The sequence below is a fragment of the Nostoc sp. genome (assembly GCF_036917395.1).
In the GTDB taxonomy this organism is placed as follows: Bacteria; Cyanobacteriota; Cyanobacteriia; order Cyanobacteriales; family Nostocaceae; genus Nostoc.
Genome location: NZ_JBALDI010000029.1, coordinates 139,247 through 152,610, shown reverse-complemented (window position 1 = coordinate 152,610; position 13,364 = coordinate 139,247). Strand labels below are relative to the sequence as shown.

The following is a 13,364-nucleotide window of genomic DNA, read 5'->3' as shown; positions in this document are numbered from 1 at the left end:
GATAAGTATTAAAAGCCGTTTTTAGGAGTTTCTGTGGTATTTGGACTCTCTTTAGTGGCAGGTTGGGTAGTATTGGGAAGTTTCTGTTGGGTACTCTTCTGATTACCTTGAGTTTCTAATTTACTTAGTGCCTGTTTCGCCAGATTTTCGGCTGCTTGTTTAAATAATGGTTCTATTTTACTTCGCCAATATTGAGTATTAGGCAACTTTTCTTGATGGTTTCTATAATCTAAAACTTTATCCCATTTCCCATCATCTAGCGCTTTGTTGATCTCATTAGATAACGCCTCTGCTTTCGCCCAATCTTCCTGCCACTGGGCAATCATTTTGCGTGTCTCTTGGATACTAGAAGCAGCATTTGCCGGAATTGATCTCAAAAGTGCGATCGCTCCAACTATATCCCCTGAATCATACTTCTGTTTTGCTTGTTCTACAATATTGGCACTGTTATCACTAGGCTGCGATTGATCTGATTTCCCAGTGTCGGAAGTTGACTGCTTCGATTTTTCTGGTAATGGAGTTACTACATCCCTCGATTTTGATTTTGGCTTGGGAGTCGGTCGAGTCGCAATCAGGGGACTATCATCTACAATCTTAGTTGCAATGCCTTTTTCGCGCAGGCAAGAACCCCATTCTTCATTATTGGTTATCACATCCGAGTGGGCCCAAGCCAAACGACCAGATTTAAGTTTAACTTCTATCCAACCTCGTTTTGTGCGCTTGCCAGTCACCTGAAAATTAGTGTTATCGGCAACTATTTGCAAAATATTATCAGAATTTATCGAACTAGGTTCAGAACGGATATTAGAATTTCCGACGACAACAGCCGAGCATTTGTTTGCTAAGGCGGTATCGTTACCTGTAAGATTAGAAGCTAAATTTTTCACATTTGGATATACATTTGTTACCAAAGCAGCCGCACCACCCGCCAATAATATGCCAATTAATATCGGCCATGGATCAGATTTGCTAGAGTCTTGATGGGCAGGTTTGACAGGATTTGCTGGTGCAACTGCAACAGTTTGCAGCCGAGATACTTGACGCTGAGATTTGGCTGCTTGGTAACTGGAATTTTTGGCAGATTCTTGAGGTGTGGAAAGTGCAGGTACAGGATTAATCGCGTCTTTACATGCTTGCAGTGCTTCCGTGGCATTTTGGTAGCGGTCTTTGAAGTGATAATGTATCATCTTGGACAACACTGCCGCCAGTCGGTAGTTCACAATTACAGATTGCTGCCAAATGATTTCGCCCGTATCTGGGTCTTCTTGCAGTTCTGTTGCTGATAATCCTGTTAGTGCTTGAATAGCGATGATGCCAAGGGAATAAATATCACTGTTGGGGCGCGGTTTACCTTGCCCTTGTTCTGTGGGCATATAGCCAGGAGTACCAATAACTACTGTGGGAGAGGGTTGTCCGCCCACTGTCACCAGTTGTGTACGTAGTTGCTTCACTGCCCCAAAGTCCACTAAAACTAACTTATTATCTGAGGCACGACGGATGATATTATCTGGTTTTATGTCGCGGTGAATCACGCCTTGGCGGTGGACAAATTCGAGAATTTCCAGAACTTCTTGTAACAGTTGAACTACTTGGCTTTCACTCCAACGCTTACCAGGTATAAGTTCCTCAGCTAGGGTATGTCCTTCAATATATTCTTGTACTAAATAAAATTCTTGGTTTTCGTCAAAATATGCTAGCAGCCTGGGTATTTGGTCATGGTTGCCTAGTTTTTCTAAGGTTTCGGCTTCGCTGTGGAACAGGCGTTTAGCAGTATCAAAAACTCTGGGGTCAGTTCCGGGTTTGAGGTGCTTGACAACGCAGATGGGGTTGCCGGGCCGCCTAGTATCTTGGGCAATATAGGTTTGACCAAATCCTCCCATCGCGAAGACTCGAATTACTTGGTAACGATGGTCTAGTAGCTTGCCGATCATATTCCCTCCCCAGAGTTATTACCTAATTTTCCAGCTGGTAATAAATATCTCCAAATTTTCTTCAATGAAATCCGCTATCTTGAGAAAAGATTTAGATTAAAAACGCAGCTTTTTAATAAATGCAGACTGTTTTTTTTTCTTTTAGTGCCCCTATTTACTACCAATGCCACCTAAAATAACAAACTCAGTTGCATGGCAGCAGGCTGAAATTCTCATGCAACCTGCTTTCATTCGCGTTATCGACAATATCCGCAAGTTGCTTGATGAATCTTCCTGGACGGGAACTTATAACGATGTCCTGATTTGGCCGTATAACACCACTGATGAAATCAAAGCATTGGTGACTGAGTTGTTGCAAGCAATGGAAACTGCAACGCCCCAAGAAGCAGATGGAATCAGAGAGACTCTTGCTCGTCTGCCGATGCCCCATCCAGGATATCATCTACGTTTGCAGCGTCAACAGCAAGAAGCGAGTATCGATTTGTGGGAACTATGTTATCAAGTGTGTTTTCTGGAATACAGCCCAGAGAAGGAAACTGCTGATGTTGATACTAATTTAATTGATGAACTGGGTGAAGTGGATTGGCTACGTTTGGATGCTAAGGCAAAAGAGTTAGTTGAGCAGGCGTTTGCTAAATTGCCAGAAGGGTAATAAATAAAATGGTTAATATTCAGTTTTACTTTCAATACCTGTCTCAAAAAATTAGATAGTTTATTTAATATATGTTGGATCTAGGCTTGTATTTTTATTACCAGTTATTCCCGAATAGCAGTACTGTCTTTGACATCGCCTTTAACTCTGAGACATTCGCACAGCAACACATAGAAACTTGAACGCCAGCAGTTAATAGACCTCTTGCAAAAGTCAAAAAATCAGGAATGTCATTTTGAGCAGAACGCAGTGCAGAGAAAAATCTTACTACTCTGTTTAACTCCGCTCAATATGACAATTTAAGCATTTATGCAAGAGGTCTAATGATCAAGGTAAGCATACCTATTGCCTTAATATCTAATTTCTGGTTGCAGCAGCTATTTAATTACCTTAAAATTCTCAATTGTGAGATATTTTTCTTCATCAGCTATCTGACTGTTGTAATCGATATCAATTTGGATTGGAAAGCCGTATTGAGGATTGTACCGCACATTCAGGCTGAAGGCTTTACGGTTGATAGCATCTTGAATTACATCAAACAGCTTAGGAATTGTGTTGTAGCTTTGAAAGAATTCTGGATTAACTGGTTTACCTGTAGCTACAGAAGTGACGGAAATTGTTTGACCATTACGTACTTTAATGACTACTGGTCCCCTAGCGTCGGCTATACAAAAGCAACTATTGCTCAATGTATAATCATAGTTGGAAATTTTTTGCCGATTCCAGAAATAGCGATTAAAGTCTAATCGCCTTTGCGATCGTTTTAAATTCCAGTTATTACTCGCTGGCGATTGTGCTTGTGCTATCTCTATAGGAGATTTGGACATTACTGGTAGGTTCAGTCCTAAAGATAGCAATAACCCCGCACTGATAATGATAGGTAAACGCATATCAATCTATTGAATTTCAGAAGTATTACATATGTATTGTATATTAATTTATCTACTTATTTAAGTACACTTTATATTTTTATTAAAATTATTCAGTGGGTAGCCAAGGGCAAATAGCATTCTGGCTGTAAGGAACTGGTTGTAAGTGTAGTCTATAGCTAAATCATATCTAACACAATCACATACACGGGAGAATATTTTCTGTATGCCTTAGAATCCTTACTGTAAAAAACAAAGTTTTTATTTCAAGCATGAATAATTCACAAACTTGGTATATTGTCAAGCGTTCTGTTGGGAATTGCGAAATTCTCCCCAACGATAAACTTGGCGACGATAATCTAGAGATTATAGAACAGTGGGGGCCTTTTAGTTCGCAAGAAGAAGCGATCGCTCGGCGTGTCGGACTTATTAGGGCTGGCAAGTGCCAACCAGTTTAAGTTAAAAGTTAGGAGTTTAGAGTTAAAAGTTATGAGTTGACAATCATGGTTTTTATTCCTAACTCCTCACTATTGACTCCTAACTTTATTTCTAACTGTTCATTTTTCTGCTGAAGTTGTGCTCTTAGCAGCAATTTTTTTACCTATCACTTCCACTGCTTTAGCGAATTGGGGATCTTCTAGGGTAGCGAGTTTATCACGTTCATGGAGCCATAACTCCTCCATCTGCTGTTTGGTCAAATCTACCTTCACATCTGGAGCAATACCTTTATGGTTAATATCTGTACCGTTGGGGGTATAGTAATGAGCTATTGTTACCGCTAATCCTGAGCCATCTTCTAAGGGACGCACCGATTGCACTAGTCCCTTACCAAAGGTTTGAGTACCAACCAAAGTAGCACGCTTGTTGTCCTGCAAAGCCCCTGAGAGGATTTCACTTGCACTAGCTGAACCTTTATCTACCAGAACCACCAACGGTTTATTCGTCAAGGCGTGTCCATTTGCCTCTTCTTTTGATGCCTCTCCTTGGCGTTCAACGGTGGAGACAATCTTACCTTTATCTATCCACATCCGGGCAATGTCTACACTGGAGAAGAGTAAGCCACCTGGATTACCACGCAGATCCAAAATATATCCAGCTACTTGCTTGGTTTCTAAATCTTTAATGGCGATTTGCATTTCTTGACCAGCATTGGCGCTGAACTGATTCAAGCGAATGTACCCAAGGTTACCTGCTGGAGTTTTCTTTTGGGAATACTTAACTGAATGGATTTCAATCTGCGCGCGCTTGATGTCAAATTCTTTTGTCTGAGCGTCGCGCTGAATCGTTAAACTGACTTGCGTTCCTGCTTCACCTCGAATCAGGGATACTGCCTGATTAATATCCATCCCCTTGGTATTTTTACCGTCGATTTTGAGGATGACATCTTTTGCCAAAATACCAGCTTTAAAGGCTGGTGTATCTTCGATTGGCGCAATTACAACCAGTTGCTTCGTTTTTTCATCCTGACTGATCGTGATCCCAATCCCTGTGAGTTTTCCAGAGGTCTCCACTTGCATACTCTTGAATTCCTCTGGGTTCATAAATCGGGTGTAGGGATCTTCTAGCTTTTTCAGCATTTCCCGAATGGACTTATACGCTTCCTGCGGATTACTGTAGGACTTGCTCAAATACTCCTTACGAACAGCCTGCCAATCTACCTGATTAAAAGTACCGTCTACATATTGGCGCTGAACAATTTGCCAAACTTCATCTACCAATTCTTTGGGACTTGCTTTAAATAAAGCCTCACCTCGCGAGTGAATGCCAAGGCTAGTAACAGCGATCGTGGAGAGTGTCACTACCGTAGCACCCAAAACAAGCCTACTTTTTGTAATCACCATAATGACAGCTGCGTCAGAGGGAAAATATATAGTCAGTATGCTCAATCTAACACAGGCTACCACTGTACAGATGGAGGATGTATTCCTAATTTCAACAAAATACTTGACAATCCGGTGACCTTGGTAGTTTTAAGATACAAAATTTTTGGGCATAAGGCAAAACAGTTTCTCTTTTCTGAGTTCTGAGTAAAGAAGTGAAATTCTTCACTCAGCACTCCCCACTTCCCTTACGGTTCTACCCAGCGATCATCTGCTTTAATAAGGTTAATTAATTCCTCTACACCTTTATCTTCTGAGACTTTTTTAATTTCTTCCCGGCCACGATACAAAGAAATGTAACCAGGTGTTTTGCCAACATAACCATAGTCAGCATCTGCCATTTCTCCGGGGCCATTGACAATGCAACCCATAACTGCCACATCTAACCCAGTTAGGTGTTTAGTGGCTTCCCGAACTTTGTGCAGCACTTCCTCTAGGTTAAACAAAGTGCGTCCACAGGAAGGACAAGCGACGTATTCCACCATCGTTTTTCGCAATCCCAAAGCCTGGAGAATGCTGTAGCATACGGGAATTTCTTTTTCTGGTGCTTCTGTAAGTGAGACGCGAATTGTATCGCCAATGCCATCAGCAAGTAAGGTAGCAATACCAGCCGTAGATTTAATTCGTCCGTATTCGCCATCACCGGCTTCCGTAACGCCTAAATGTAGCGGATAATCCATACCCAGTTGATCCATGCGCTTGGCCATAAGGCGATAGGCGGCTAGCATCACTGGTACTCGTGAGGCTTTCATGGAAATTACCAAGTTGCGGAAATCCAAAGATTCACAGATGCGGATAAATTCTATGGCAGATTCCACCATGCCTTCGGGAGTGTCACCGTAGGTAAATAGCATCCTTTCAGCGAGGGAACCGTGATTTACCCCAATTCGCATCGATTTACCTTGATCGCGCAAAGAAACTACCAGAGGTTCTAAGGTTTCGCGGATTTTATCGCCAATTTCGTCAAATTCGGTTTTAGTATACTCAGTTCGATTAAGGTTTGGCTTTTCAAATACATACAAGCCCGGATTAATCCGTACTTTCTCTATGTGCTTGGAGACTTCCAGAGCGATTTTCAGCCCATTGTGATGGACATCTGCCACAACTGGTATGTCTTGGTAAGTTTTTATTAATTTTTGTTTAATTTCTGCTAAAGCTTTAGCATGAGCCATACTCGGAACTGTGACACGGACAATTTCGCAGCCAATTTCGTGCAGACGACGAATACCAGCTACGGAACCATCAATATCAAGAGTGTCTTCGTTAATCATTGACTGCACCACAACAGGGTAGCCGCCGCCAATGGTGACATTTCCCACTTTTACAGGACGGGTTTTACGCCGCTTGATAGTTGTATCAAAAGTGGGTTGATCCACTGTGGTGTTAGAAGTTGTAAGAGTTGGCATTTGCATAACCCTATCAGGTAAATTTCCTGTAGCTAAAATATCAGATTTGATAAATCTCTGTTTCTCAGATTGCCACAGGTAGTAGCTCTTTTGGACGATTAGTATAGAAAAAATCCAAAATAACACAGACAAAGAAATAAAGAGCAATTGAGGAGTTTTGCTCATTTGTAAAAATATATTACTTAAAAATCTTTTTAAGTGAGTAGCTTAAGTGCGATCGCGCAGGTTTCACAGGAAAGCTTAAGGAAGCGATCGCTAAATTTTTGTTTTAATAATACAAATATACTATTAAGGAAAGAGGATGAGGAGCGATCGCCCCTACTACCAGCTAAATTAGACTTATCACCAAATGCTTTAACTCCCATGCTAGAAAAAACATCTATATTCCAGAAAGCTATAGAAGCAGTTGAAGCGTTAGATCCAGAAACTCAGGCTATTCTTGTAGATATTATCCAAAAGCGCCTCAAACAACAGCGACGGGATGACTTATTAAAAGAAATCGTGCAAGCAGAGAGTGATTATGCTCAGGGCAATGTCCGGCGTGGTTCAGTTGCAGATTTGATGGCGGAGTTAGACGAGTGAACAATTTGGTTTGGAGTCCGACTTTTGTTCGTGCCTTTAAGCGTCTAGTCAAGAAAAATCCAGAATTACGTTCTCAAATTGAGCAAATATTATAACAAATCGCTGAAGACCCATTTCAACTCAGTTTACGTAGTCACAAGCTAAAAGGTGATTCATCGGATAGATACTCATGCTCAATTGATTATCGTAATCGAATTTTATTTAAATTTGTTACAAATCCTGAATCACGAGAGGAAGAAATTTTGTTGCTAACTTTAGGTTCTCATGATGACGTTTACTAAGTTCACCATTATTTTTAACTAAGGCAAGCCTAATAATTAAAAAATAAGTACAGATTTTAAATGAACACTCAAACAACAACCCAACTACCAATTCCCCCACACTTTAAACCTGAAGAAGTGGGCGAAGTCTGGCGTGTACCTTACCAAGAACGTGCCACCGAAGCTGAAATCTGGGCAAAACAACATGATATCAAACCTGCATCTTTAGATAAAACTCGCATTTGCTTACTATTAATTGATGTCCAAAACACCTTCTGCATCCCCGATTTTGAATTATTTGTAGGTGGAAAATCTGGGAATGAGGCGGTGGATGATAATGTCAGATTATGTGAGTTTATTTATCGCAACTTGGGGGTAATTACCAAAATTGTACCCACCTTAGACACCCACACCGCAACACAAATTTTTCATCCCATCTTTTGGGTGAACGCCGCCGGAGAACATCCCACCCCAGCAGCAACTAGCATTACACCAGCAGATATTCAACAAGGTATCTGGAAAGTTAACCCAGCAGTTGCTAACAGTGTTACTAATGGGGATTATAAATTATTAGAAAAACACGCTTACCATTACCTTAAGCAACTCAGTCAAGACGGTAAATATCCCCTCACTGTTTGGCCTTATCATTCTATGTTAGGCGGTATCGGTCATGCTTTAGTCTCATCAGTAGAAGAAGCGATATTTTTCCACGGCATTGCTCGTCAAAGTCAGACGCAATTTGAAATCAAAGGTGAAAATCCTTTAACAGAAAACTATTCCATCTTACGCCCAGAAGTGTTAGAAGATTTTGAGCAGCGTCCACTTGCTCAAAAGAACACGCACCTGATTCAGCAACTTTTAGAATTTGATGCAGTAATTATTGGTGGTCAAGCCAAAAGTCATTGCGTCGCCTGGACAATTGACGATTTATTAACAGAAATTAAACAGGTAGATGCTAGCCTTGCTCAAAAAATCTATCTCTTAGAAGATTGCACTTCTCCTGTTGTTGTTCCCGGTATTGTGGACTACACAGAACAGGCAGATGCAGCATTTGCAAGGTTTGCAGAGGCAGGAATGCACATCGTAAAATCTAGCGAAAATATAGCATCCTTTTTTTAACGCAAAGGATCGTAAAGGTTCGGTAGAGGAACACAGAGATTTCTGCTGCGTTCCTACCCTGCAAGAAGGCGTTCGCGTAGCGTCTCGTAGAGAAGCGCCTATGCGTTTCAAAACGAACCTTATTTCTTCAAATAACCCTTTGGATCTTCTGCTACCCAACCTAGAGATGAGCTAGAACGCACTTCAAAATGGAGATGCGGTTGGCTGGAACTTGGTTGTCCACTAGTGCCTACTGTTCCCAGTAAGTCTCCTTTTTTCACTTGCTGACCGACAGTAACTTTGATACTGTCAAGCTGGGCATAGCGGCTTTGGAGTCCGCCACTGTGGTTAATAATGACCAACTTGCCATAAGTACCTTGATCATTAGCAAAGGCTACGGTTCCAGGAGCGATCGCCAGCACATTAGTACCCATTGCTGCTAATAAGTCAACACCACTATGAAAGAAAACTTGACCTGTCGCAGGATTGATTTGCCAGCCATAAGCTAATGCTACAGTTGCCACTTGTGCCAAAGGATATCCAGACAGAGATGCACGGTTTGGCATTCCTGTATCAGTAGGTAAAGGGGACTTAGTTACAACACCATTGGGCGACCAATTTACCCCCGGAACAAACACAATTCTGGGGTCTTCTTGGCAACCATTCACTTCAAAAAGGCTATCAGCACGAACTTTGTATTTTGCTGCCACTTGTCGCCAAGTTTCACCGCGAGGCACTTCGACTACAACCCCATTGTAGGGAGGAATTTGAAGTACACTACCAACGACTGCAATCGCACCGTTCTGCAAAGCTGGATTCATGCCGATAATAGTTGTGGGAATGAGATTGTAGCGCTGCGCTATGCTCTCCAAAGTTTCGCCACGAACAACTTTATGGCGTTGGAAGCGAGATAGGGCTGGAGTTGGGCAACCACCTACAGCAGCATTAGCACTGTTAGTGTTTGGCACTATGGATACTAGGCCCAAGGCGCTAACTAAGCTACAGAGAAACAGTTGACGAAAGGGTAAAGTCATGTATACAGGTCAGGAGCGCATTAACTTTAGATTTTAGATGGGAAGAGTGGGGAGTGGGGAGATGAAGGAGCAGAGAAAGCAGGGGGAGATGAGGAGGACAATACAGACAGGGAGAATAACTAATGCCCCATGCCCAATTCCTTATAAATTGATCTGTCCACTTGCCGTTAGCTTGACTACACTTAGAAATTAGCAACTGCATTGCTGTCCTTAAGCAGAATGATTATGAAGTTATCTTTAAAGCAACTAGTCGTTTATGTATTTTTACTGGTGTTCGGCTGTGGTGCAGGTTTGTTTGGGAGTCGCTATCTCTTGCTACAAAATCCCTCGTTCCAACAGTTAAGAAATGTGACAATGGCATTGCCTCCAGAATCCATAGTTCCAAATTCTCCTAACGCAGCTATTGGGGCTACTGGGGGCGAGAATGTGAATTTTATTGCGACGGCAGTACAAAAAGTTGGCCCGGCTGTGGTGCGAATTAATGCCACCCGCAAAGTAGCCAATCCGATCTCTGACGCTTTGAAAAATCCCCTCTTGCGGCGATTCTTTGGAGAGGATGAACAACCAATTCCTCAAGAGCGTATTGAGCGCGGTACAGGATCGGGATTTATTTTGAGCGAAGATGGAGAATTACTCACCAACGCTCATGTGGTAGCAGATACAGATACAGTACTAGTAACCCTCAAAGATGGGCGGAGTCTAGAGGGAAAGGTGGTAGGAGTTGATTCTGTGACAGATGTCGCAGTGGTGAAAATAAAAGCGAATCATTTACCGACAGTGAAGCTGGGCAATTCGCAAAATTTAATACCAGGAGAATGGGCGATCGCTATTGGCAATCCTCTAGGTTTAGATAATACTGTTACTATTGGCATCATCAGCGCTACAGATCGCACCAGTACTCAGGTAGGTATCCCAGATAAGCGAGTCAGCTTTATCCAAACTGATGCCGCAATTAACCCTGGTAATTCTGGTGGCCCCTTGTTAAACGCCCAAGGCGAAGTGATTGGTGTTAACACTGCCATCCGCGCTGATGCTCAAGGACTCGGTTTCGCCATTCCCATTGAAACCGCCGCCCGCATCGCCAATGAACTTTTTACCAAAGGGCGTGTGGAACATCCCTTCTTAGGTATTGAAATGGCAGACCTTTCTCCGATCAAAAAACAGCAGATTAATCAAGAAAATCAATTGAACATTCAGCAGGACGCTGGAATTGTGATTAGAGGAGTCACAGACGATTCCCCAGCCAAGCGCGGAGGACTGTTTCCTGGAGACATGATTCAAAAAGTTAATGGTAAACCAGTCAAAACCTCAGCCCAAGTTCAGAAGTTAGTAGAGGCCAGCAAAGTTGGGGACATTTTAGTGATCGAAGTCAACCGCAGCGGTAAAATTCAAACCTTTAAAGTGCAATCAGGTGCTTATCCTGAAAGGAAGTAGTGAAGGTAATTCGTAATTGATAACTAACGCTCGTTCCGACACTCAATTACTCGCTCTAAGCGAACGGCGTTTCTAAGAGTTGCCATGCCGTTGGCGAACGCGAACAGCGTCTCCCCTTAGGAGAAGAAAAGGCTTTACGCTACGCTAGTGCTACCGCAATGCTTTCGTAATTCGTAGTTGTAATCAGTGCTTACTCTGTACCCTCACTGTCTAGTTGACCACCAAATTAGAGATTTTGGTGGTAGCTGTGTACCCTCTTAATTACGAATTACGAATCAGTAATTATTTGGTCAATAGTCTCAGAATATTTGACTACTAACTATTGATTATTGACCATTAGACAAATGCTCTAACTGCATTCTTTGTTCCATCTGGCGCAGAAAATACCCTGTCATCATGGCCGACGCTAAAAGCCCAGCTAAGTTCTCCCGATCTGTAGTGATTTGCACGTTGAAATTTTCTACAGGGAGCATTCCCACTAGCCCTTGGACATTTTGGGAGATGATTTGTTTAATTTCCGGGCTGGCGGACTGAGCAATCCTCGCTAAAACATCAGGAGACTGATGCTGTAGATATTTGAGTAACTGATTGGGGTATTCCTCAGAGTGGTCGGAAAGAAGTTGATTAGGGTGTTCCTCAGAGTTGTCATTCAAGAAGTCAGGATTAAACACCATTGGCAGTTTTATTTAGCTTAATTGCTAACTCTACTTTAAACCATTGTACAAGGGTAGCGCATTCACTACGGGTATAAGCCTTTAAAAGCAGAGGGCAGAGGGCATTGGGCATTGGGAATGGGGCATATAAGTTATTCTCCTCATCCCCCTACTCCCTACTCCCCAATCCCTACTCCCTTCAGTTCTAGTTCTAGTTCTAGTTGTTCTTCCTTCTGGCTGGTGGAAAGTATTTGCGGGAGTTGTTCGATTTGGAAATATTGGTGAAATTTCGGCGTTACTTGGAGCGAGTAGGAGCGAGAATCGCTGTCTCGGCGCTTTCGGATGAAACCAAGTTCGACGAGTTCTGGAACGTGCTGATATACTCCTGAACCGCGCAGGTTGATCAAGTCGCTCTGGAGTATAGGACTATTGAGGGCGATCGCTGCCAAAGTCCGCAATGCACCTACTCCCAATTCTACTGGTATCATCGTTTGCACTAAATCATGAAAGTCAGACCGGAGTTGCAAACTGTAACCATCTGGGGTTTCTATTACCTCTAAAGCGCTATCTCGGTGGGCATAGTTGTCCATTAGTTCAATTATGCCTTCTTTGACAGTGGCGCGATCGCACGCGGCATACTCGGCAATTTCGCCGAGCGACAAGGGTTTACCCTTTAAGTAGAGAATTGCTTCTATCTTCGTCGCGGTGGCTGTAATCATTTAGTCATTAGTTACTAGTCATTAGTTACTAGTTATTAGCAGATGACAACTAACAATCAACAAGTGTGTGGAATTATATCCTAAATTGCCAAAATTATTGTTTGAAAGGGGCATGAGAAAAAACCTAGAGAAAGTTTCCCCTCTACCGGTTCATTTTCATCAAAAGCCTCTACTTGTGAGAATAAATTCTGCGATCGCTAAATCTTGTCGAGTGGTCACTTTTAAATTTGTCTCCTCTCCCTCGACAATTCGGACTTCAATACCGCACCTTTCAAACAAAGCGGCATCGTCAGTTACTTCCCAACCTTGACGGACACCTTCAGCATGGCACTGTTTCAACAACTTGACATCAAATCCTTGAGGAGTTTGTGCCGCCCACAATTGTCGTCTGTCGGGTGTTTCTTGAATTATGCCTTGTTGATCGACAACTTTGATGGTGTCTTTGACGGGTACACCAGCAATTAAACCGGGACAGTGGCGAATCGCCTCGGCACAAGAGTTAAATAAATCTGATGTGACAAGGCATCTGGCCCCATCATGAATCAATACTTGTTCTGCGGCTACTGGGAGGGACTGCAAGCCATTGTAAACAGATTCTTGGCGCGTGGAGCCACCTTGAATCAATTCCACTGGTTTAGTCAGCTTCAGATCGGCGATAATTGCTTTCAAGTCAGACCAGTCATCAGGCTGGGAAATAATCCCAATCCAATTGATTGTACTTGCGGCTTCTGCGGCTAATAGAGTCCAAGCAATAATTGGTTGCGATCGCACGAGCAGTAGGAGTTTATTGCGGTTACTCCCCATTCTTTTTCCGATTCCCGCAGCTGGAATTAGTAAATACACAGA

The 13,364-nt window shown here is 42.6% G+C and carries 13 protein-coding genes; 5 read left to right on the top strand and 8 right to left on the bottom strand.

Annotated features, from left to right (window positions below; genetic code table 11):
• Positions 1-8: 8 nt before the first annotated feature.
• The gene (locus V7K46_RS11545; RefSeq protein ID WP_335113144.1) at positions 9-1,931 is read right to left on the bottom strand and encodes a serine/threonine protein kinase; all 1,923 of its coding nucleotides are present in this window, start codon (positions 1,929-1,931) and stop codon (positions 9-11) included.
• A 163-nt stretch (positions 1,932-2,094) separates the two neighbouring features.
• Here V7K46_RS11545 and V7K46_RS11540 point away from each other — a divergent pair, with 163 nt between their 5' ends.
• Positions 2,095-2,583 carry a hypothetical protein gene (locus V7K46_RS11540; RefSeq protein ID WP_335113141.1) on the top strand — a complete coding sequence of 163 codons (489 nt, stop codon included), beginning with the start codon at positions 2,095-2,097 and terminating at the stop codon, positions 2,581-2,583.
• A gap of 377 nt (positions 2,584-2,960) precedes the next feature.
• On the opposite strand, the gene V7K46_RS11535 is transcribed toward V7K46_RS11540, so the two are convergent.
• Entirely contained in the window at positions 2,961-3,473 is a 513-nt protein-coding gene (locus tag V7K46_RS11535; RefSeq protein WP_335113139.1) for a DUF6174 domain-containing protein, read from the bottom strand.
• Positions 3,474-3,724: 251 nt separating this feature from the next.
• Here V7K46_RS11535 and V7K46_RS11530 point away from each other — a divergent pair, with 251 nt between their 5' ends.
• Positions 3,725-3,910 carry a DDE transposase family protein gene (locus V7K46_RS11530; protein ID WP_335113137.1) on the top strand — a complete coding sequence of 62 codons (186 nt, stop codon included), beginning with the start codon at positions 3,725-3,727 and terminating at the stop codon, positions 3,908-3,910.
• A gap of 99 nt (positions 3,911-4,009) precedes the next feature.
• Here the strand turns inward: V7K46_RS11530 and ctpC are convergent, their stop codons facing one another.
• Positions 4,010-5,293, bottom strand: coding sequence for a carboxyl-terminal processing protease CtpC (gene ctpC, locus V7K46_RS11525; protein ID WP_335113135.1), 1,284 nt, complete (start codon positions 5,291-5,293; stop codon positions 4,010-4,012).
• Positions 5,294-5,520: 227 nt separating this feature from the next.
• A complete protein-coding gene (gene ispG / locus V7K46_RS11520; protein ID WP_335113435.1) occupies positions 5,521-6,744 on the bottom strand; it encodes a (E)-4-hydroxy-3-methylbut-2-enyl-diphosphate synthase in 1,224 nt (407 codons plus the stop codon).
• A gap of 192 nt (positions 6,745-6,936) precedes the next feature.
• Between ispG and V7K46_RS11515 the strand changes: the two genes are divergently transcribed.
• Positions 6,937-7,320, top strand: coding sequence for a hypothetical protein (locus V7K46_RS11515; RefSeq protein ID WP_335113133.1), 384 nt, complete (start codon positions 6,937-6,939; stop codon positions 7,318-7,320).
• 341 nt (positions 7,321-7,661) lie between these two features.
• On the top strand, positions 7,662-8,699 hold the full coding sequence (locus V7K46_RS11510; protein ID WP_335113131.1) for an isochorismatase: 1,038 nt from the start codon (positions 7,662-7,664) through the stop codon (positions 8,697-8,699).
• 119 nt (positions 8,700-8,818) lie between these two features.
• Here the strand turns inward: V7K46_RS11510 and V7K46_RS11505 are convergent, their stop codons facing one another.
• Entirely contained in the window at positions 8,819-9,712 is an 894-nt protein-coding gene (locus tag V7K46_RS11505; protein WP_335113129.1) for a M23 family metallopeptidase, read from the bottom strand.
• A 225-nt stretch (positions 9,713-9,937) separates the two neighbouring features.
• Here V7K46_RS11505 and V7K46_RS11500 point away from each other — a divergent pair, with 225 nt between their 5' ends.
• Complete coding sequence (locus V7K46_RS11500; protein WP_335113127.1) at positions 9,938-11,146, top strand: HhoA/HhoB/HtrA family serine endopeptidase; 1,209 nt, start codon at positions 9,938-9,940, stop codon at positions 11,144-11,146.
• 326 nt (positions 11,147-11,472) lie between these two features.
• Here the strand turns inward: V7K46_RS11500 and V7K46_RS11495 are convergent, their stop codons facing one another.
• From V7K46_RS11495 to ispD, 3 genes are all read right to left on the bottom strand, one after another.
• On the bottom strand, positions 11,473-11,820 hold the full coding sequence (locus V7K46_RS11495) for a DUF760 domain-containing protein (RefSeq protein WP_273764562.1): 348 nt from the start codon (positions 11,818-11,820) through the stop codon (positions 11,473-11,475).
• A 155-nt stretch (positions 11,821-11,975) separates the two neighbouring features.
• A complete protein-coding gene (gene scpB, locus V7K46_RS11490; RefSeq protein WP_335067699.1) occupies positions 11,976-12,518 on the bottom strand; it encodes an SMC-Scp complex subunit ScpB in 543 nt (180 codons plus the stop codon).
• Between the two features lie 159 nt (positions 12,519-12,677).
• Positions 12,678-13,361: a 2-C-methyl-D-erythritol 4-phosphate cytidylyltransferase gene (gene ispD, locus V7K46_RS11485; protein ID WP_335113125.1), complete on the bottom strand. Its 684-nt coding sequence runs from the start codon at positions 13,359-13,361 to the stop codon at positions 12,678-12,680.
• Positions 13,362-13,364: the final 3 nt, after the last annotated feature.

What these genes read in the sequence shown, in the direction of transcription:
- V7K46_RS11495 (WP_273764562.1), bottom strand. Translation starts at nt 11,820, where the DNA reads ATGGTGTTTAATCCTGACTTCTTGAATGACAACTCTGAGGAACACCCT.
- V7K46_RS11545 (WP_335113144.1), bottom strand. Translation starts at nt 1,931, where the DNA reads ATGATCGGCAAGCTACTAGACCATCGTTACCAAGTAATTCGAGTCTTC.
- ispG (WP_335113435.1), bottom strand. Translation starts at nt 6,744, where the DNA reads ATGCAAATGCCAACTCTTACAACTTCTAACACCACAGTGGATCAACCC.
- ctpC (WP_335113135.1), bottom strand. Translation starts at nt 5,293, where the DNA reads ATGGTGATTACAAAAAGTAGGCTTGTTTTGGGTGCTACGGTAGTGACA.
- scpB (WP_335067699.1), bottom strand. Translation starts at nt 12,518, where the DNA reads ATGATTACAGCCACCGCGACGAAGATAGAAGCAATTCTCTACTTAAAG.
- V7K46_RS11510 (WP_335113131.1), top strand. Translation starts at nt 7,662, where the DNA reads ATGAACACTCAAACAACAACCCAACTACCAATTCCCCCACACTTTAAA.
- V7K46_RS11530 (WP_335113137.1), top strand. Translation starts at nt 3,725, where the DNA reads ATGAATAATTCACAAACTTGGTATATTGTCAAGCGTTCTGTTGGGAAT.
- V7K46_RS11505 (WP_335113129.1), bottom strand. Translation starts at nt 9,712, where the DNA reads ATGACTTTACCCTTTCGTCAACTGTTTCTCTGTAGCTTAGTTAGCGCC.
- V7K46_RS11540 (WP_335113141.1), top strand. Translation starts at nt 2,095, where the DNA reads ATGCCACCTAAAATAACAAACTCAGTTGCATGGCAGCAGGCTGAAATT.
- V7K46_RS11535 (WP_335113139.1), bottom strand. Translation starts at nt 3,473, where the DNA reads ATGCGTTTACCTATCATTATCAGTGCGGGGTTATTGCTATCTTTAGGA.
- V7K46_RS11500 (WP_335113127.1), top strand. Translation starts at nt 9,938, where the DNA reads ATGAAGTTATCTTTAAAGCAACTAGTCGTTTATGTATTTTTACTGGTG.